This window comes from Sphingomonas sp., assembly GCF_036402235.1.
In the GTDB taxonomy this organism is placed as follows: domain Bacteria; phylum Pseudomonadota; class Alphaproteobacteria; order Sphingomonadales; family Sphingomonadaceae; genus Sphingomonas.
In genome coordinates this window covers 103,638-121,547 of sequence record NZ_DASWTG010000019.1, presented here as the reverse complement: position 1 = coordinate 121,547, position 17,910 = coordinate 103,638, and the positions used below count along the sequence as shown (strand labels likewise).

Sequence of the window (17,910 nt, the reverse complement as noted above, 5' to 3'; positions counted from 1 at the left end):
GACAGGGGATTGCGGCGCGCGGGTCAAGGGCCGTATCGATCGCGACCATGATCTTGTCCCGCCGATCGCTGCTCGCAGCAGCCGCCACCACGCCCTTCGCTGCGCATGCCCGCTTGTTGCGCGCCGCCGAACCGGACCTTTCCGCGCTGACCAGCATCACCGCGGACGCGGTCCCGATCGGCCCGGAGGAGCGCAGCGCTCGCCTCGCTCGTGCCCAGGCGCTGATGAAGGCGAACGGGATCGGCGCGGTGCTGATCGAGCCGGGATCGAGCCTGTTCTATTTCACCGGCGTGCGCTGGGGGCGCAGCGAACGGCTGACCGCAGCGGTGATCCCGGTCGAGGGCGAGCCGATTATCGTTACGCCGTTCTTCGAGGAGCCGTCAGTGCGCGAATCGCTCAGCATTCCGGCGCAAATTCGGGTGTGGCAGGAGCATGAGAGCCCGTTCGCGGTGATCGCAGGCTGGCTGCGTGAGCGCGGGCTGGCCAACCACCGGATCGGGATCGAGGAAACGGTGCGGCACTTCGCGGTGGTTGGACTTGCCGAGGCAATCGGCGACGCGCGGCTGATCGTCTCCGCCAATTCGGTCGTGCGCGGATGCCGGATGATCAAGACGCCGGCCGAGATCGCGCTGATGCAGAAGGCGGCGGATGTGACCATGGCCGCCTATCGCTGGACGCATCCGCGGGTCGAGGCCGGGATGACGCCGCAGGACATTGCCGCGCTGATGACCGCCGCGACGCGCAAGCTGGGCGGGGAGGTGGCGTTCAACCTGATCCTGCTGGGCGAGGCATCGGCCTATCCGCACGGCACCGGCAAGCCGCAGAAGGTAGCGAGGGGAGAGGTGGTGCTGATGGACTGCGGCGCGCGCGTCCATGGCTATGAAAGCGATATCAGCCGCACCTTCGTCCATGGCGAGCCGACCGTGGAGCAGCGCAAGGTGTGGGGTGAGATGCGCAAGGGACAGGACGTGGCCTTTGCCGCAGCGCGGATCGGGACGCCCGCAGGCGCGGTGGATGACGCGGTGCGGCGCTACTACGAATCGCTCGGCTATGGGCCGGACTACAAGCTGCCGGGGCTGTCGCACCGGACCGGCCACGGCATCGGGATGGACGGGCACGAGCCGATCAACCTGGTTCGCGGCGAGACGGTGAAGCTGGCTGCGGGCATGTGCTTCTCGAACGAGCCGGGGATTTATCTGCCGGGCAAGTTCGGGGTGCGGCTGGAGGATTGCTTCCACATGACGCCAAGCGGACCGAAATGGTTCAGCGTGCCGCCCAAGTCGATCGAGGAACCGATCGGGTGACGGGCACAGTGACAGGCGGTTTACAAAGTTGACGGAGAAAGCGGGTTTTCACGCTGCCCATGGAGAGGAGCCTGACAGCGACGCGGCGGTGAAGCACCAGCGACGCGCCACCAACGCGCCACCAACGCGTCTGTGAAGCGCCGGCCGCGCTACACCAACGCGCCAGTCACGCGCCACTTGTGCAACACCACGCGCCACGCGGGCGGCTGTCACGCGCCACAACTGGATGATCGACGGGTCAAAGAGCGGCCATTTGAATGGCTGGGCTGGATCGACATTTACGGTTCGAACGAATCCTCCCCCTGGCGGGGGAGGATTGAACCAAGTGTCGATCCTTGATCGAGGCAAGCAGACGAAATCCAACATTGCAACCGGTCAGGCGCCTGTGCCCCGATCACCCTGATCGCACCGTTTCGCTTGAGCGAAGCGCCGCGCGCCCCTAAGTCGGCGCGATGACCTCGACCAACGATATCCGCCGCAGCTTCCTGGACTATTTCGAGGGCCAGGGGCATGCGCGCGTCCAGTCCGCGCCGCTGGTGCCGCACAACGACCCGACGCTGATGTTCGTCAATGCGGGCATGGTGCCGTTCAAGAACGTGTTCACCGGGCTGGAGACGCGGCCCTATTCGACCGCGGCGAGCAGCCAGAAGTGCGTGCGGGCGGGCGGCAAGCACAATGACCTCGACAATGTCGGCTACACCGCGCGGCACCACACCTTCTTCGAGATGCTCGGCAATTTCAGCTTCGGGGACTATTTCAAGGAGCAGGCGATCACCCATGCGTGGACGCTGCTGACCAAGGAATGGGGCCTGTCGCCCGATAAGCTGACCGCCACCGTCTATCACACCGACGACCAGGCGTTCGACCTGTGGAAGAAGATCGCGGGGCTGCCCGAGGAACGCATCATCCGCATCGCCACCAAGGACAATTTCTGGGCGATGGGATCGGACGGGCCGTGCGGGCCGTGCTCCGAGATCTTCTATGATCATGGCGACCATATCTGGGGCGGCCCGCCGGGATCGCCGGAGGAGGATGGCGACCGCTTCGTCGAGATCTGGAACCTCGTCTTCATGCAGTATCTGCAGGAGAATGACGAGATCGTCGGCGAACTGCCCCGCCCAAGCATCGACACCGGCATGGGGCTGGAGCGCGTCGCGGCGGTGCTGCAGGGCGTGCACGACAATTACGATACCGACACGTTCAAGGCGCTGATCGCCGAGAGCGGCGCGCTGACGGGTGCCGCGACCACCGGCGAGCATCAGGCGAGCCATCGCGTGATCGCCGATCATTTGCGCTCGTCGGGCTTCCTGGTTGCGGACGGCGTGCTGCCGGCGAACGAGGGCCGCGGCTATGTGCTCCGCCGCATCATGCGCCGCGCGATGCGCCACGCGCACATCCTGGGCGCCAAGGATCCGCTGATGCACCGGATGGTGCCGGCGCTGGTCGCCGAGATGGGCGGCGCCTATCCCGAGCTGGTGCGCGCGCAGCCGCTGATCGAGGCGACGCTGCTGCAGGAAGAGACCCGTTTCCGCCAGACGCTGGCGAACGGCCTCAAGCTGCTCGACGAGGCGACCACGGGCATGGGCGAGGGCGATACGCTGCCCGGCGAGACCGCGTTCAAGCTCTACGACACCTATGGCTTCCCCTATGACCTGACCGAGGACGCGCTGCGCCCGCACGGCATGACCGTCGACCGCGAAGGCTTCGACGCGGCGATGGCGCAGCAGAAGGCAGCCGCGCGCGCGGCGTGGAAGGGCAGCGGCGCCAAGGCTTCGGACGATGTCTGGTTCGACATCGCCGAGGAATTGGGCGGCACCGAGTTCACCGGCTACACGGCTGTGGATGGCGAGGGCCAGGTAGTGGCGATCGTCAAGGGCGGTGCGCGCGTCGATCGGGCCGGGCAGGGCGATGAGGTCGTCATCCTGACCAACCAGACGCCCTTCTATGGCGAGAGCGGCGGCCAGATGGGCGATGCCGGCGTCATCAGCGGCGACAAGGTGAAGGCGATTGTGAGCGACACCAGCAAGCCGCTGGGCCGCCTGCACGCTCATCAGGCGGTGATCGAGAGCGGCGAGATCGCGGTCGGCGACACGGTGAAGCTGGCGATCGACGTGGCGCGCCGCGATGCGATCCGCGCCAACCACTCCGCCACGCACCTGTTGCACGCGGCGCTGCGCAACCGGCTGGGCGGGCATGTGACGCAGAAGGGCAGCCTGGTGGCTCCCGATCGCCTGCGCTTCGACTTCTCGCACCCCTCGGCGCTGACCGCGCAGGAGATTGCCGACATCGAGGCCGAGGTGAATGCCGAGATCCGCGCGAACGAGGTGGTCAGCACGCGGTTGATGACTCCGGACGATGCGGTCGCGGCGGGCGCGCTGGCGCTGTTCGGCGAGAAATATGGCGACGAGGTTCGCGTGCTCTCGATGGGCCGCGTTTCGGACAAAAGCTATTCGGTCGAGCTGTGCGGCGGCACGCATGTGCGCGCGACCGGCGATATCGCGGTGTTCAAGATCGTCAGCGAGAGCGCGGTGTCGAGCGGCGTACGCCGGATCGAGGCGCTGACCGGCGAGGCGGCGCGGCTGTGGCTCGCCGATCGCGACGCCAAGCTGCGCGAGGCGGCGGCGGCGCTCAAGACCTCGCCCGACGAGGTGCCGGGGCGGATCGCCGCACTGGTCGAGGAGCGGCGCAAGCTCGAGAAGGAGCTGGCCGAGGCGAAGAAGGCGCTCGCGCTGGGCGGCGGCGGTGGCGCGGCGGCGCCTGCCGGGCCGGAGCAGATCGGCGGCGTGAATTTCGTTGGGCAGATCCTCGACGGACTCGATCCCAAGGCGCTGCGCGGTGCGGTGGACGAGGCGAAAGGCCGCATCGGTTCAGGTGTGGTAGCTTTTGTCGCGGTAAATGAAGGGCGTGCAGCGATTGCGGTCGGCGTCACCGACGACCTGACCGGAAGCCTGAACGCCGTCGAGCTCGTCAAGCGTGGCGTTGCCGCGCTGGGCGGGCAGGGCGGCGGAGGGCGCCCGGACATGGCGCAGGGTGGCGGGCCTGAAGGCGGAAACGCCGCGGCCGCGATCGATGCCGTGAAGGGGGCGCTGGCCGAGGAGAAAGAAGCTGCGTAACCGTATTCTGCTGACCGCCGCTGCCGCTGCGGTCCTGTTCGTAGGCCCCGGCGTTTCGGCGCAGGGGAAGACGCCGCCTTATCCCGAGGCGCTGCGCTGCGCCGCGCTGACCAATGCCGCCGCCAAGATCGGCAAGGGCACGCCGCAGGAATCGGCGCTGTTCGATCACACGATCTTCTGGGGCATGGCGGCCTCCGACGCCGGCCGCGCCGCTGGCAAGACCGCCAAGGCCGTGGAGGCCGAGGTCGCGCGCGATGGCGCCGCGGCCGAAGCGCGGCTGCGCGCGCAGGATGGCGCGACCAGCGCCGCGCTGGCCGCGTGCGTGCGCCAGGTGCCCGCCCTCAACAACTGATCCGAAGACAGGGGGAATTACGATGCCGATGCGCCGCCGTTCGTTCGTAGGTTCGGCCGGCGCTGCGGCGCTGGCTGCTGCGCTGCCCGCCGCCGCCCGCCAGGGGAAGCCTGCGGGCGGGGCGGCGGATGCGAAGTTCCGGGCGCTGCTCGACACGATCTTCAACGAGCGGCTGGCGGAGAATCCGGAGGGGGCGACCTCGCTCGGGCTTGACACGGGCAAGAATGCCGCGCTGAAATCGCAGCTTTCAGGGCGCTCGCCGGCTGACGATGCGCGGGCCCTCGCCCGGTCGAAGCGCGAGCTGGCGGCGGTGCGGGCGTTCGCACCCGCCACGCTGGGTGAGGATGCGCGGCTCGACCGGGACGTCGTCTCCTATCAGCTCGAGCGCAGCATCGCCGGGCGCGAGCAGTTCAGCTATGGCGACAGCGGCGGGCGCTTCGTGCCGTTCCGGCTGAGCCAGCTGAGCGGCGCCTATCGCGAGGTGCCCGACTTCCTCGACACCCAGCACCGCGTGAAGGATGCCGTGGATGCCGATGCCTATCTGGCGCGGCTCGGCGCGTTCGCGGCGGTGATCGATCAGGAGACCGAGCGGCAGCGCGCGGATGCGGCGCGCGGCGTGTTCGCGCCCGACTATATCCTCGACACGACGCTCAAGCAGTTCGCGGCGCTGCGCGACAAGCCCGCTGCCGAGGCCGGCCTGGTGACGGGCTTTGCGGCCAAGCTCAAGGGCGCCGGCCTGCCGCCCGAGCGGGCAGCGGAAGCCGCGAGGATCGTGACGGAGAAGGTCTATCCGGCACTCGATAGGCAGCGCGCGCTGGTCACCGGGCTGCGCGGCAAGGCGGTGCATGACGCGGGCGTGTGGCGGCTGCCCGATGGCGAGGCCTATTATGCGTCCGCCGCCGAGGCCGCGACCACCGTGCGGATGACCGGGGACGAGATCCACAGGCTGGGTCTAGAGCAGGTCGCCGAGATCAGCGCGCGGATCGATGCGATCCTGAAGGCGCAGGGGATCGGCGAGGGCACGGTCGGCGCGCGGCTGGTGGCATTGAATGAGCGTCCCGACCAGCTCTTCCCGAACACCGACGAGGGCCGCGCGGCGCTGCTCGCCGAGCTCAACAAGCAGATCCGTGCGATGGAGCCTCGCCTGCCCGAGCAGTTCGCGACCTTGCCCAAGGCGCCGGTGGAGGTCCGCCGCGTGCCGCCGTCGATCCAGGCGGGGGCGCCGGGGGGATATTATCAGGCGGCGACGCTCGACGGCTCGCGGCCGGGAATCTACTACATCAACCTGCGCGACACGTTCGACCGGCCCAAGTTCGGGCTTGCCACGCTGACGCATCACGAGGCGGTGCCGGGGCACCATCTGCAGGTGATGCTGGCGCTCGAATCGCCCGACATCCCGCTGATCCGCCGGCGCGGGGGCTTCAGCGGGTACAGCGAGGGCTGGGCGCTCTACACCGAGCAGCTCGCCGACGAGATGGGGATGTTCGAGGGCGATCCGCTGGGGCAGGTCGGCTACCTCCAGTCGCTGCTGTTCCGCGCGACGCGGCTGGTGGTCGACAGCGGCATGCACGCGAAGCGCTGGAGCCGCGAGAAGGCGACCGACTATTTCATCGCCACCACCGGCATCGCCCGCGGCCGCAGCCAGGGCGAGATCGACCGCTACACCGTCTGGCCGGGCCAGGCGTGCAGCTACAAGATCGGGCACACCGTGTGGGTCAAGCTGCGCGACGAGGCCAAGGCCAAGGCCGGCGCGAAGTGGGATCCGCGCCAGTTCCATGAGGTGCTGCGCAAGGGCGCGATGCCGCTGGCGGTGCTGGAGCGTGTGGTGCGGGCGCGGATGGCTTAAGCCTCCGCCTCCTTCCTGCGCGTGCGGCGCAAGCGGGGTTCGCGCTCGAGATTGGCCGCTTCCTTGATCGTCCGGCGCATCTCGTCGCGCTTCTCGTGGATCGAGGCGATCACCGGGCCGACCGCAACGCCGAGATCGACGAGCACCGCCTCGGAGAGCTGGAGCGAGCTTTCGAGCGTTTCGGGGACGGCGTCGGTCGCGCCGGCCTTGTAGAGCTCGGCGGCGTGAGCGGTGTCGCGGGCGCGGGCGATGATCGGGATGGTCGGAACCCAGCTGCGCACGCGGCGGGTGAGCCGGACGGTGAGGACTGGATCGTCCATCGTCAGGATCAGCGCATCGGCATGGCCGAGGTTGAGCCGGTCGACCAGCTCGCTGCGCGAGACGTCGCCGAACATCACCGTATAGCCATCGCGCCGCCCGGCGGCGACGCCGTCGATATCGGCATCGACGGCGATATAGGGCTTGCCGTGCGCCTTGAGCATGTCGGCGACGGTGCGGCCGACACGGCCGAAACCCATGATGACGGTTCCGCCCGGGGTGATCTCCGGATTGGCGGCGGCGTCCTCGTCGAGATCACGCTCTTCCAGCTTGCGCGCCGCGAAGCGCCCCGCCTTGGCGAGCAGCGGGGTGATGGTGAGGCCGATCGCGGTGACGGTGGTCCAGAAGGCGGCGGTCGAGGGCTGGATCAGCCCGGCGGTCGCGGCGACGCCGAGAACGATCAGCGTGGTCTCCGACGGGCTGGCCATCAGCACGCCCGCCTCCGCCGCGGTGCCCGTGCGCGCGCCGGACAGCTTGAGCAGCACGATCGTCACCAGCACCTTGACCGCCATCACGCCGAGGATCGCGGCGAGGAGCAGCGCCCAATCGTTCGCCACCATGCGCAGGTCGAGCCGCATGCCCACGGTGATCAGGAACACGCCGAGCGCGAGTCCCTTGAACGGCGCGGTGATCACCTCGACCTCGCTATGATATTCGGTCTCGGCGATGAGCAGGCCGGCGAGCAGCGCGCCGACGATCGGCGAAAGGCCGACCGCGGTCGTCGCCATGCTGGCGACGATCACGACGAGCAGGCTGGCGGCGAGGAACAGCTCGGGCGACTTGGTGCGCGCCGCCTGACCGAACAGGCGCGGCAGATAGAGGCGGCCGCCGACATAGAGGATGGCGACCACGATGGCGCCGCGGCCGAGCACGACGGCGAGCTCACGGAACCCTGCATCCCCCGCCGCAGGGGCCAGTGCGCCGAGCAGGAAGATGATCGGAACCAGCGCCAGGTCCTCGAACAGCAGCATCGCGAAGGCGGACTTGCCGACCGGGCTGGTGGTGCCGGCGATGGGCAGGACGAGCGCGGTGGAGGAGAGGGCGAGCGCAAGGCCGAGACCCAAGGCGCCGGTCCAGTATTGGCCGAGGGCATAAAGCCCCGCGGCGATCAGCAGGCCCGCGCCCAGCAGCTCGGCAGCGCCGACGCCGAACACGAGCTTGCGCATCGACCATAGCCGGCGGAACGAAAGCTCGAGGCCGATCGAGAACAGCAGCAGGACGATGCCGAACTCCGCGAACGGCTCGATCGAGTGCGGGTCGGTGATGGTGAGATAGTAGAGCCAAGGGAATTGCGGCACGAGCTGGCCGAGGCCGGCGGGGCCGACCAGCGCGCCGACCAGGATGAAGCCGATCACCGGGCTGATCCGGAAGCGGGCGAAGGCGGGGATGACCAACCCGGCCGCCCCCAGGATGACGAGGGTATCGCTGAAGGTGTGGTTGGTCAGATCGAGCGCCATGCCACCGACCCTATCCTGCGCACCATGGTCCCGCCAGAGCGCGGGACCGCATGGTCAGCGAAAATTTTCCGAGATCTTGGCAAGCAGTTCGCGGCGGGTGAACGCGGCACTGTATACGGGCTTGAGCTCCGCAACCTTGGCGAAACGGGCATTCGCGCCGTTGGCCGTCAGGCCCAGCCGTTCGCACATGCGGCGGCCGGCCGGCGAATCGCCGATCGCCAGGATGCGCAGCGCCTTCCGGCTCGCCTTGTCCTCGTAGAACTCGTCATGGATGTGCCAGAGGAGCGCGCGGCCGAGCGTTCGCAGCAAGGTTCCGCCGGGCAGGTTGCGGTGCGAAGGAAGCAATCCCACGGCAAGGATCACGATATATTCCGCGCGCTTGTTCATCGCCCGGGGAAGCAGGTCCGCCAGCACGAGCTCGTCATCCGGCTTCTTCCCGGACTCCACCGCTTGGCCCGCTTCGGGTGTCACTGGCCATACGGTGGCCCAGCCGACGGTGCGGCCATTGGCGCGCTCAACGAGCGCGATGAGCCGCCGGTTGTTGTGCTGTTGCGCGGCCTCGACGACGTCGAGCGGGATGTTGCTGTGGGGGAAGACGGCGCTGGTCACGTCGAGCGTCAGGCGGCGTGCGCCTTCGACCGTGTCGATGACGTGGCAATAATAGGGATCGAGTTCCTGATCGTTACCGAGATCGATCAGCCCGACCGGGTCCGCGCCCGGACGAACGAAAGCGCGGATCGCAGCGGCGGCGAACCAGAGCGCCGCGAGGATGACGGCAACGATGGCGGTGCCGACGACGATCCTGGCGGGCTGGCCGGCGATCGAAACCCCGTCGCCCATTTCCTTGAGTGCCGTGGCGATGCCCAGGGCGGAGACCGCGACCGCGAGCGTCCGCCCAGGCGTGCGCTTCGCGGTCGCGCCGATCACCGCCCGAAGGCGATCAAAGGCCAGCTTGAATGTCGAGCCCCCCATTCATGCCTTATTGCCACGTCCCCATTTCAGTCTCAAGGTTCGCGCGGATCGCCTCGAAGAACTGCTCGGTGGTCATCCACGGCTGATCCGGGCCGATCAGCAGCGCGAGGTCCTTGGTCATCTTGCCGCTCTCGACCGTGGCGATGCAGACCTTCTCCAGCGTCTCGGCGAACTTCACCACGTCGGGCGTGTCGTCGAACTTGCCGCGGAACTTGAGGCCGCCGGTCCAGGCGAAGATCGAGGCGATCGGGTTGGTCGAGGTCGCCTTGCCCTGCTGGTGCTGGCGATAATGGCGGGTGACGGTGCCGTGCGCCGCCTCGGCCTCGACCGTCTTGCCGTCGGGCGAGAGCAGGACCGAGGTCATCAGGCCCAGCGAGCCGAAGCCCTGCGCGACCTGATCCGACTGGACGTCGCCGTCATAGTTCTTGCAGGCCCAGACGAACTCGCCCGACCATTTGAGCGCCGAGGCGACCATGTCGTCGATCAGGCGGTGCTCATAGACGATGCCGGCCTCGGCGAACTTCTCCTTGAAGCCTTCGGTGTCGAACACTTCCTGGAACAGATCCTTGAAGCGCCCGTCATAGGCCTTGAGGATGGTGTTCTTGGTCGACAGGTACACCGGCCACTTGAGGTTGAGGCCGTAGTTGAACGAGGCGCGGGCGAAGTCGCGGATCGAATCGTCGAGATTGTACATCGCCATCGCGACGCCCGAGCCGGGGAAGTTGAACACCTCACGGTCGATCACCTGGCCGTCGGCACCCTCGAAGACGAGGCGCAGCTTGCCAGGGCCGGGGACCTTGATGTCGGTCGCACGATACTGGTCGCCGAAGGCGTGGCGGCCGACGACGATCGGCTTGGTCCAGCCCGGGATCAGGCGGGGCACGTTCGAGATCACGATCGGCTCGCGGAAGACCACGCCGCCCAGGATGTTGCGGATCGTGCCGTTGGGCGACTTCCACATCTCCTTGAGGTTGAATTCCTCGACGCGCTGCTCGTCCGGGGTGATCGTGGCGCACTTCACGCCGACGCCGAACTCCTTGATCGCGTTGGCCGCATCGATCGTGATCTGGTCGTTGGTCTCGTCGCGCTTCTCGACGCCGAGGTCGTAATATTTGAGGTCGATGTCGAGGTACGGCTTGATCAGGCGCTCACGGATCCATTCCCAGATGATCCGCGTCATCTCGTCGCCGTCGATCTCGACGACCGGGTTCTTGACCTTGATCTTCGCCATGCTCGCTTTCCTGTTCGTTCGGGAGGTTCGGCGGTGCGTCTAGGAGGAAGGGGCGGGGGGATCAAGGGTGGCGACAATTCCTGTGCGCATCCGTTCAGTTAGCTGACAATGCTGACGCGAAACGCATGTTTTTTCGGGCCGGCAAGCAGGCATCTCATTGCGGGCAGCGAGCACGCACCTTCGCGGTGCGAGCACAGCAGGCGAAATCCAACATTGCAAGCTGCCCACAGGCAAAGTGCGGCGAGCGATTGTCAGGCGGCGGCGAACCCGGCTAAAGCGCGCCCCATGCCTTCACTCGACAAGCCGCCCCTCGTCACGAACACGGTCAAATGGCGCTGGCCCGCCGTGCATCCCGAGGGACGCAAATACGTCCTGATCTCCGCCGCAGTCACGCTGCTGTTCCTGTTCGCGATCTGGGACGAGCTGGGCTTCCTCCTGGTAGGCGTGACCATCTGGGTCGCCGCCTTCTTCCGCGATCCGATCCGCGTGACGCCGCAGGGGGAGGGGCTGATCGTCTCGCCCGCCGACGGCCTCGTCACGATGATCGAGCGCGTGCCGGTGCCGCGCGAGATCGCCGGGCCTGAAGGGTTGAACGAAGAGACGCGGGTGCGCGTTTCGATCTTCATGAGCGTGTTCGACGTGCATATCAACCGCACCCCCGTTGCGGGCACGATCCGCCAGGTCGTCTATATCGCCGGCAAGTTCCTCAACGCCGACCTCGACAAGGCGAGCGAGGAGAATGAGCGCCAGCACTTCGTGGTCGAGACCCGCGACGGGCTGCGCGTCGGCTTCACCCAGATCGCGGGCCTGGTCGCGCGGCGCATCGTCACCTTCGTCAAGCCCGGCGACATGGTCGCTGCGGGCCAGCGGATCGGCCTGATCCGCTTCGGCAGCCGCGTCGACGTGTTCCTGCCCGACGATTATGCGCCGCAGGTGGCGCTGGGGCAGCGCTGCATCGCGGGCGAGACGCTGGTCGGCCGCAAGGGCGGGATCGCCGCGGAGGGCGTCGCCCAGTGAGCGTGAAGCCGCGGCCCCTGCGGCGCGGCATCCCGCTGCGCACCATCGCCCCCAACGCGATCACCGCGCTGGCGCTGTGCTCGGGCCTTACCGGCGTGCGCTTCGCGATCGCGCAGGATTGGGAGCGCGCGGTGCTGATGATCATGCTCGCCGCCGCGCTCGACGGGATCGACGGCCAGATCGCGCGGATGGTGCGCGGCGAGAGCAAGTTCGGCGCGGAGCTGGACAGCCTGTCCGACGCGATCTCGTTCGGCGTGGCGCCCGCGCTGATCCTGTATCTGTGGGCGCTGATGCACGTGCCCAAGGTGGGGTGGATCGTGGCGCTGCTGTACGCGGTGTTCTGCGCGCTGCGCCTGGCGCGGTTCAACGCGCAGATCGATACCGAGCAGCCGCGCAAGCTGGCAGGCTATCTGACCGGCATCCCGGCGCCCGCGGGCGCGGCGCTGGCGATGCTGCCGCTCTATGTGTGGTTGTGGAGCGGGGAGGAGCTGGCACGATCGCCCTGGATCGTGACGCCGTGGGTGGCGTTCGTCGGCCTGCTGATGGTCTCCAGCCTTGCCACCTATTCGTGGAAATCGCTGCGGCTGCGGCGGAACGTGCGGTTCGAGGCGCTGGTGGTGGTCGCGATCCTGCTTGCCGCGCTGGTCACCGCGCCGTGGCAGACGCTGACCGTGGTTTGTGTGGGGTATCTGGCGACATTGCCGTTCAGTGTGCGGGCGTATCGGCGGAGCGAGCGGGCGACTGCGTAAGCGGTTCATTCCCCCTCCGGAGTGAGAGGGGATCCGTAAGCAGTGACGGAGACAGGTCGCCCCAACTGACCGGCTGGCATGGGGAGATTACCCCTCCACCATGCTTCGCATGGTCCCACTCCCCCTCCGGGGGAGGATTTCCGATTCAGGCCGCCGCGCGTAGCGGAGCGGTGCCCATGGTCGAGACCGCGGCGAGACGTAGCGTGCGGATGCGCGGGGCCGCTGCCGGAGCGAGGGCCGGGACCGTGTCGCCCGCCAGCAACGCGCGCATATAATCGAGCCGCGGGGCGATCGTCACCCACATCGACCAGACCGAAACCGCGATCGCGGTGGTGAAGAGCAGGGCGACGAGCAGTGCGGCCATGTGAACCTCCGGGTAGCTTCAAGCGGTTGCCTGAGCGCGGCGCATGTTCCATGTCCGCCGTGTGGGCACGTTATGTTCCACTCACGTTCCGGCTGTCAATCTCTTTTTGTTCTCATGCTCCGGCCGCTCGCGGACCGGCCGGAACATGCGCGTACCGTTCTATGCGCCCCGCTTCAGCAGCCGCGCGCCCAGCCAGCGGCGGACCGGCAGATCGTAGAGCTTGAGGCTGGCATAGGCGATGGCGATCGCGCCGATGGCGACGGCGATCCCGCCGAGGATGGCTTCGCCGGTGGTCGGCGTATCGGTGACGACCCAGGCCATGTAGATGTACACCAGCGGATAGTGAGTGATGTAGAGCGGATAGGAGAGGTCGCCGAAGAAGCGCGCGATGCGCAGCGGCGCGCCCGCCATCTGCTGCTGCCCCGCGCCGATCGCGACGACCAGCGGGAAGATCACGAGCACGCAGAACGCTTCGTAGAGACCGTTCATCCAGAGGTTCGCGGTTCCGCCGAAACGCGGCAGCGAGAGCGCGACGATCAGCAGCAGGCCGCTGACCCAGAACGCGCCCTTCATGCGGACCGTGATGCCGAGGCGCATCATCAGCACGCCGGCGAAGAAGGGGAAGAGCAGGCGGACGAAGCCGATGTACAGCCCTTCGCCGGTGAGCGTCCAGCCGCCCACGAGGTCGCCGCGCTCGCCGAACACCGCAAGGTGGAACAGCGCCGCGCCAAAGATGGCGACAAGCAGCCCGAGCCAGCGGTTCGACAGCCGGTAAAGACCGATCGCATAGAGGATGTTGGCGCAATATTCGAAGAACAGCGACCAGGCCGGGCCATTGAGAGGGAAGGTCTCGCCCCAGCCGCGCACGTCGAGCGAGGGCGGGACGGGGATCAGCGCGAAGCCGATCACCATCAGCAGCAGCACCTGCCAGAGCGAGGCGCCAGCGGCGAGGGGGTAGAAGGGATCGATCTGGAACACGAACAACGCGGCGCCGATGATCGAGCCGAGGATCACCATCGGCTGGAGCCGGACGAGGCGGCGCTTGCAGAATTCCCACCGGCTCATCCCGCCCCAGCGATCGTCATAGGCGTAAGCGACGACGAAGCCCGACAGCAGGAAGAAGAAGTCCACCGCGAGATAGCCGTGATTGATGATCATCTTGTGCAGGTCGCCGCCGGTATGGCCCTCGAACAGGTGCATCAGCAGGACCATCAGCGCGGCGACCCCGCGCAGCCCGTCCAGAATGACATAGTGGTTCCTGGCCGGCGCAGTTACGTTCGCCGGCGCCGCATCTGCACGCGCCAAGATTCCCCTCCCAATGCTGACTCGCCAGCGTGATCATGGCGCCAGATATGGGACATATACAATACCATTACATCGGTAATGCAATACCAATTGTGGCGCGGGCGTTTACGATCGATGCACTACATTGCAATCCGTCCCGGCCTCGGCTAAGGGCGCCGCCTCAACCCCACATGGGAAGCATCATATCCCGGTGTCCCGGATCAAGTCCGGGATCACTCGCTTCCCAGAGGATCAACCGGAAGGAGTTATCCCTATGGCGGCACCCGTCGTCTCCATGCAGCAGCTGCTCGAATCGGGCGCGCACTTCGGTCACCAGACCCACCGCTGGAACCCGAAGATGAAGCCCTACATCTTTGGCGAGCGCAACGGCGTCCACATCATCGACCTGTCGCAGACCGTGCCGCTGTTCGCGCGCGCGCTCGAGTTCGTCTCGTCGACCGTCGCCGCCGGCGGCAAGGTGCTGTTCGTCGGCACCAAGCGCCAGGCGCAGGAAGCGATCGCCGAGGCGGCGCGCAAGTCGAACCAGCACTTCGTCAACCACCGCTGGCTGGGCGGCATGCTCACCAACTGGAAGACGATCAGCCAGTCGATCAAGCGCCTCAAGACGCTCGAGGAGCAGCTTTCGGGCGACACGCACGGCCTGACCAAGAAGGAAGTGCTGAACCTGACCCGCGAGCGCGACAAGCTCGAGCTGTCGCTGGGCGGCATCCGCGACCTGGGCGGCATTCCGGACATCATGTTCGTGATCGATGCCAACAAGGAGGAGCTGGCGATCAAGGAAGCCAACACGCTGGGCATCCCGGTCGTCGCGATCCTCGATTCGAACGTGTCGCCCGACGGCATCGCGTTCCCGGTCCCGGCGAATGACGACGCCAGCCGCGCGATCCGCCTGTACTGCGAAGCCGTCGCTATCGCGGCGACCCGCGGCAACCAGCACGCCCAGGTCGTGAGCGGCGCGGACTTCGGCGCGGCGGAAGAGCCGCCGGTCGAGGCCGCCATTGCCGAGCCGGAAGCCCCGGCCGCCTCGACCGAGCCGGAGACGGCGGCCGAGGGCGAGCGTCAGATCGACGCCTGAGCCGTCATCCAGACGTAATGGGGGCGGGGCAGGGCGTTTCAGCTTTGCCCCGCCCGCACCATATTCAAGCACATAGCTTCAAACCTTGAGGAACTAGACATGGCCGAGATCACTGCAGCAGCCGTCAAGGAACTGCGCGAGAAGAGCGGCGCCGGCATGATGGACTGCAAGAAGGCGCTTGCGGAAACCAATGGCGACATCGAGGCCGCGGCCGACTGGCTGCGCGCCAAGGGCCTGGCGGCCGCCGCCAAGAAGTCGAGCCGCACCGCGGCTGAGGGCCTGGTCGGCGTGGCCGTCGCGGGCACCAAGGGCGTGGCCGTCGAGGTCAACTCGCAGACCGACTTCGTCGCCAAGAACGAGATCTTCCAGGGCTTCGTCCGTGACGTGACCGCGGTCGCGCTCGAGCAGGGCATCGACGACGTCGACGCGCTCAAGGCCGCGAAGATCGCGGGCGGCAGCGTCGAGGAAGTGCTGACCAACAACATCTCGACCATCGGCGAGAACCAGGTGCTGCGCCGCGCGAAGAAGGTCGAAGTGACCAACGGCGCGGTGATCCCCTACGTCCACAACGCCGCGGCCCCGGGCCTGGGTAAGATCGGCGTGCTCGTCGCGCTCGAGAGCGAGGCCGGCGTCGACGTGCTCGAGCCGCTGGGCAAGCAGATCGCGATGCACATCGCCGCGGCCTTCCCGCTGGCGCTGGACGAGAGCGGCCTCGACCCCGAGATCCTCGAGCGCGAGCGCGCCATCGCCAAGGAGAAGGCGGCCGAGAGCGGCAAGCCGGCCGACATCATCGAGAAGATGGTCGAAGGCGGCGTCAAGAAGTTCGCCAAGGAGAACGCGCTGCTGAGCCAGCTGTTCGTGATGGACGGCAAGACCCCGGTCGCCGACGTCATCGCCAAGGCAGGCAAGGACGCGGGCACGGCGATCGTGCTCAAGGACTATGTCCGCTTCCAGCTGGGCGAGGGCATCGAGAAGGAAGAGAGCGATTTCGCCGCGGAAGTCGCGGCGACGGCGGGCCTCAACCGCTAAGTCGCTCGCAAGTGAACGAGTGGGGCGTGGCCGCTGTGGCGGCCGCGCCCTTTTTGGTGGATCAATCGAGCTCGTCGATCGGCAGCTCGCCCAGCGGATCGGCCTCGATGAGGTCGGCGACCTGCTCATAGACTGCCGAGTTTTCGTTCATGTCGTCGGCGATCGCCGGGTTCTGCGCGCCGACGTTGCGAAAGAAGGTCGCGGCGTCGCGCAGGAGCTTGGCGGCGAGTTGGGCGTGGCTGGGCATGCGATTCGAGCCTCCGGTCAACGGCATCGTAACCGAAAACCCGCGCAGCCGCTTGTCCCTGTCGCGAGGCTCATCTAGGGTCCGCGCCGCTTCCCGATAACCCCCAAGAATCAAGGGTCCAATGACCGCGCCACGCTTCAAACGAATCCTGCTCAAGCTTTCCGGCGAAGTGCTGATGGGGCAGGGCCAGTTCGGCATCGATCCCGCGACCTGCGAGCGCGTCGCGCGCGAGGTGAAGGCGGCGACCGAGGCGGGGTTCGAGATCTGCATGGTCGTGGGCGGGGGCAACATCTTCCGCGGGCTCGCCGGTGCGGCGCAGGGCTTCGAGCGGGCGAGCGCCGACTATATGGGCATGCTCGCGACGGTGATGAACGCGCTGGCGATGCAGAACACGCTGGAGAGGCTGGGCGTCGACACGCGCGTCCAGTCGGCGATCCCGATGGCGAGCGTGTCCGAGCCCTATATCCGGCGCAAGGCGATGCGGCACATGGAGAAGGGCCGCGTGGTGATCTTCGCGGCGGGCACGGGGCTTCCTTTCTTCACCACCGACACCACCGCGGCGCTGCGCGCGGCCGAGATGAACTGCGACGCGCTGTTCAAGGGCACCAGCGTCGACGGCGTGTACAATGCCGATCCCAAGAAGGTGCCGACGGCGACGCGCTACGACGAACTGAGCTTCGACCGGGTGCTGGTCGATAATTTGAAGGTCATGGACGCGACCGCGGTGGCGCTGTGCCGCGACAACGACATTCCGATCGTGGTGTTCAACATCCGCGACGAGGGCAATCTGGAAGCCGTGCTGCGCGGCGAGGGCACCTCCACGATCGTCCGCAACAACCCCGAATCCGCATAAGAGGAAGCTGAACATGGCCGCTTACGACAAGGCCGACCTGGAGCGCCGCATGAACGGCGCGGTCGAGGCGCTGAAACATGATCTTGCCGGTCTGCGCACCGGCCGCGCGAGCACCACGCTGCTCGATCCGGTGACGGTCGAGGTCTATGGCGCGATGATGCCGCTGGTGCAGGTCGCCACCGTCTCCGCACCCGAGCCGCGCCTGCTCAGCGTGCAGGTGTGGGACAAGAGCAATGTCGGCCCGGTGGACAAGGCGATCCGCTCGGCCGGCCTCGGCCTCAACCCGATCGTCGACGGGCAGACGCTGCGGCTGCCGATCCCCGACCTGACCGAGGAGCGCCGCAAGGAGCTCGCCAAGCTCGCCAGCAAATATGCCGAGAACGCCCGCATCGCCGCGCGCAACGTGCGCCGCGACGGCATGGACAACCTCAAGGCCGACGAGAAGAAGGGCGAGTTCGGCGAGGACGAGCGCAAGCGCCACGAGGCCGAGGTCCAGAAGCTGACCGACGCGACCATCGCCGACATCGATGCGGCGGCGGCGGCGAAGGAAAAGGAAATCCTGGGCAAGTGAGGTTGATTTGGATCAACATTTCAACCGTTCGTGCTGAGCCTGTCGAAGCACTGTCCTTCTTCGGCCCGAAGAGAAAGACAGCCCTTCGACAAGCTCAGGGCGAACGG

At 67.3% G+C, this 17,910-nt stretch carries 16 protein-coding genes; 10 read left to right on the top strand and 6 right to left on the bottom strand.

The window, feature by feature from the left end; all coding sequences use genetic code 11:
- Positions 1–47: 47 nt before the first annotated feature.
- The 4 genes from VGD28_RS03710 (at position 48) to VGD28_RS03695 (ending at position 6,615) form a co-directional block, all read left to right on the top strand.
- The gene (locus VGD28_RS03710; protein ID WP_331026976.1) at positions 48–1,304 is read left to right on the top strand and encodes a Xaa-Pro peptidase family protein; all 1,257 of its coding nucleotides are present in this window, start codon (positions 48–50) and stop codon (positions 1,302–1,304) included.
- Between the two features lie 452 nt (positions 1,305–1,756).
- Complete coding sequence (alaS, locus tag VGD28_RS03705; RefSeq protein WP_331026975.1) at positions 1,757–4,417, top strand: alanine--tRNA ligase; 2,661 nt, start codon at positions 1,757–1,759, stop codon at positions 4,415–4,417.
- A 184-nt stretch (positions 4,418–4,601) separates the two neighbouring features.
- Positions 4,602–4,769 (top strand): hypothetical protein, encoded by a 168-nt coding sequence (locus VGD28_RS03700; protein ID WP_331026974.1) that lies wholly within the window; start codon positions 4,602–4,604, stop codon positions 4,767–4,769.
- A gap of 28 nt (positions 4,770–4,797) precedes the next feature.
- A complete protein-coding gene (locus tag VGD28_RS03695; protein WP_331027051.1) occupies positions 4,798–6,615 on the top strand; it encodes a DUF885 domain-containing protein in 1,818 nt (605 codons plus the stop codon).
- Here VGD28_RS03695 and VGD28_RS03690 read toward each other — a convergent pair.
- The 3 genes from VGD28_RS03690 to VGD28_RS03680 are packed head-to-tail and all read right to left on the bottom strand — an operon-like array spanning position 6,612 to position 10,593.
- Positions 6,612–8,390: a cation:proton antiporter gene (locus VGD28_RS03690; protein WP_331026973.1), complete on the bottom strand. Its 1,779-nt coding sequence runs from the start codon at positions 8,388–8,390 to the stop codon at positions 6,612–6,614. The genes VGD28_RS03695 and VGD28_RS03690 overlap by 4 nt on opposite strands.
- 54 nt (positions 8,391–8,444) lie before the next feature.
- On the bottom strand, positions 8,445–9,362 hold the full coding sequence (locus tag VGD28_RS03685; RefSeq protein WP_331026972.1) for a hypothetical protein: 918 nt from the start codon (positions 9,360–9,362) through the stop codon (positions 8,445–8,447).
- A 7-nt stretch (positions 9,363–9,369) separates the two neighbouring features.
- On the bottom strand, positions 9,370–10,593 hold the full coding sequence (locus VGD28_RS03680; RefSeq protein WP_331026971.1) for an NADP-dependent isocitrate dehydrogenase: 1,224 nt from the start codon (positions 10,591–10,593) through the stop codon (positions 9,370–9,372).
- Positions 10,594–10,878: 285 nt separating this feature from the next.
- On the opposite strand from VGD28_RS03680, the gene VGD28_RS03675 reads away from it, so the two are divergent.
- Both VGD28_RS03675 and VGD28_RS03670 read left to right on the top strand, forming a co-directional pair.
- Positions 10,879–11,610, top strand: coding sequence for a phosphatidylserine decarboxylase (locus VGD28_RS03675; RefSeq protein WP_331026970.1), 732 nt, complete (start codon positions 10,879–10,881; stop codon positions 11,608–11,610).
- The gene (locus tag VGD28_RS03670) at positions 11,607–12,359 is read left to right on the top strand and encodes a phosphatidylcholine/phosphatidylserine synthase (protein WP_331026969.1); all 753 of its coding nucleotides are present in this window, start codon (positions 11,607–11,609) and stop codon (positions 12,357–12,359) included. Before VGD28_RS03675 ends, VGD28_RS03670 begins: the two co-directional genes overlap by 4 nt.
- A gap of 145 nt (positions 12,360–12,504) precedes the next feature.
- On the opposite strand, the gene VGD28_RS03665 is transcribed toward VGD28_RS03670, so the two are convergent.
- Complete coding sequence (locus VGD28_RS03665; RefSeq protein ID WP_331026968.1) at positions 12,505–12,723, bottom strand: hypothetical protein; 219 nt, start codon at positions 12,721–12,723, stop codon at positions 12,505–12,507.
- Positions 12,724–12,882: 159 nt separating this feature from the next.
- Positions 12,883–14,028 carry an acyltransferase gene (locus VGD28_RS03660; protein WP_331026967.1) on the bottom strand — a complete coding sequence of 382 codons (1,146 nt, stop codon included), beginning with the start codon at positions 14,026–14,028 and terminating at the stop codon, positions 12,883–12,885.
- 253 nt (positions 14,029–14,281) lie between these two features.
- Between VGD28_RS03660 and rpsB the strand changes: the two genes are divergently transcribed.
- Together rpsB and tsf are read left to right on the top strand one after the other, a co-directional pair.
- Complete coding sequence (rpsB, locus tag VGD28_RS03655; RefSeq protein WP_331026966.1) at positions 14,282–15,103, top strand: 30S ribosomal protein S2; 822 nt, start codon at positions 14,282–14,284, stop codon at positions 15,101–15,103.
- 99 nt (positions 15,104–15,202) lie between these two features.
- A complete protein-coding gene (gene tsf, locus VGD28_RS03650; RefSeq protein WP_331026965.1) occupies positions 15,203–16,132 on the top strand; it encodes a translation elongation factor Ts in 930 nt (309 codons plus the stop codon).
- 61 nt (positions 16,133–16,193) lie between these two features.
- On the opposite strand, the gene VGD28_RS03645 is transcribed toward tsf, so the two are convergent.
- Entirely contained in the window at positions 16,194–16,379 is a 186-nt protein-coding gene (locus VGD28_RS03645; RefSeq protein WP_331026964.1) for a hypothetical protein, read from the bottom strand.
- Between the two features lie 121 nt (positions 16,380–16,500).
- Between VGD28_RS03645 and pyrH the strand changes: the two genes are divergently transcribed.
- Entirely contained in the window at positions 16,501–17,232 is a 732-nt protein-coding gene (pyrH, locus tag VGD28_RS03640) for a UMP kinase (protein ID WP_331026963.1), read from the top strand.
- Between the two features lie 13 nt (positions 17,233–17,245).
- Entirely contained in the window at positions 17,246–17,803 is a 558-nt protein-coding gene (gene frr, locus VGD28_RS03635; protein WP_331026962.1) for a ribosome recycling factor, read from the top strand.
- Positions 17,804–17,910: the final 107 nt, after the last annotated feature.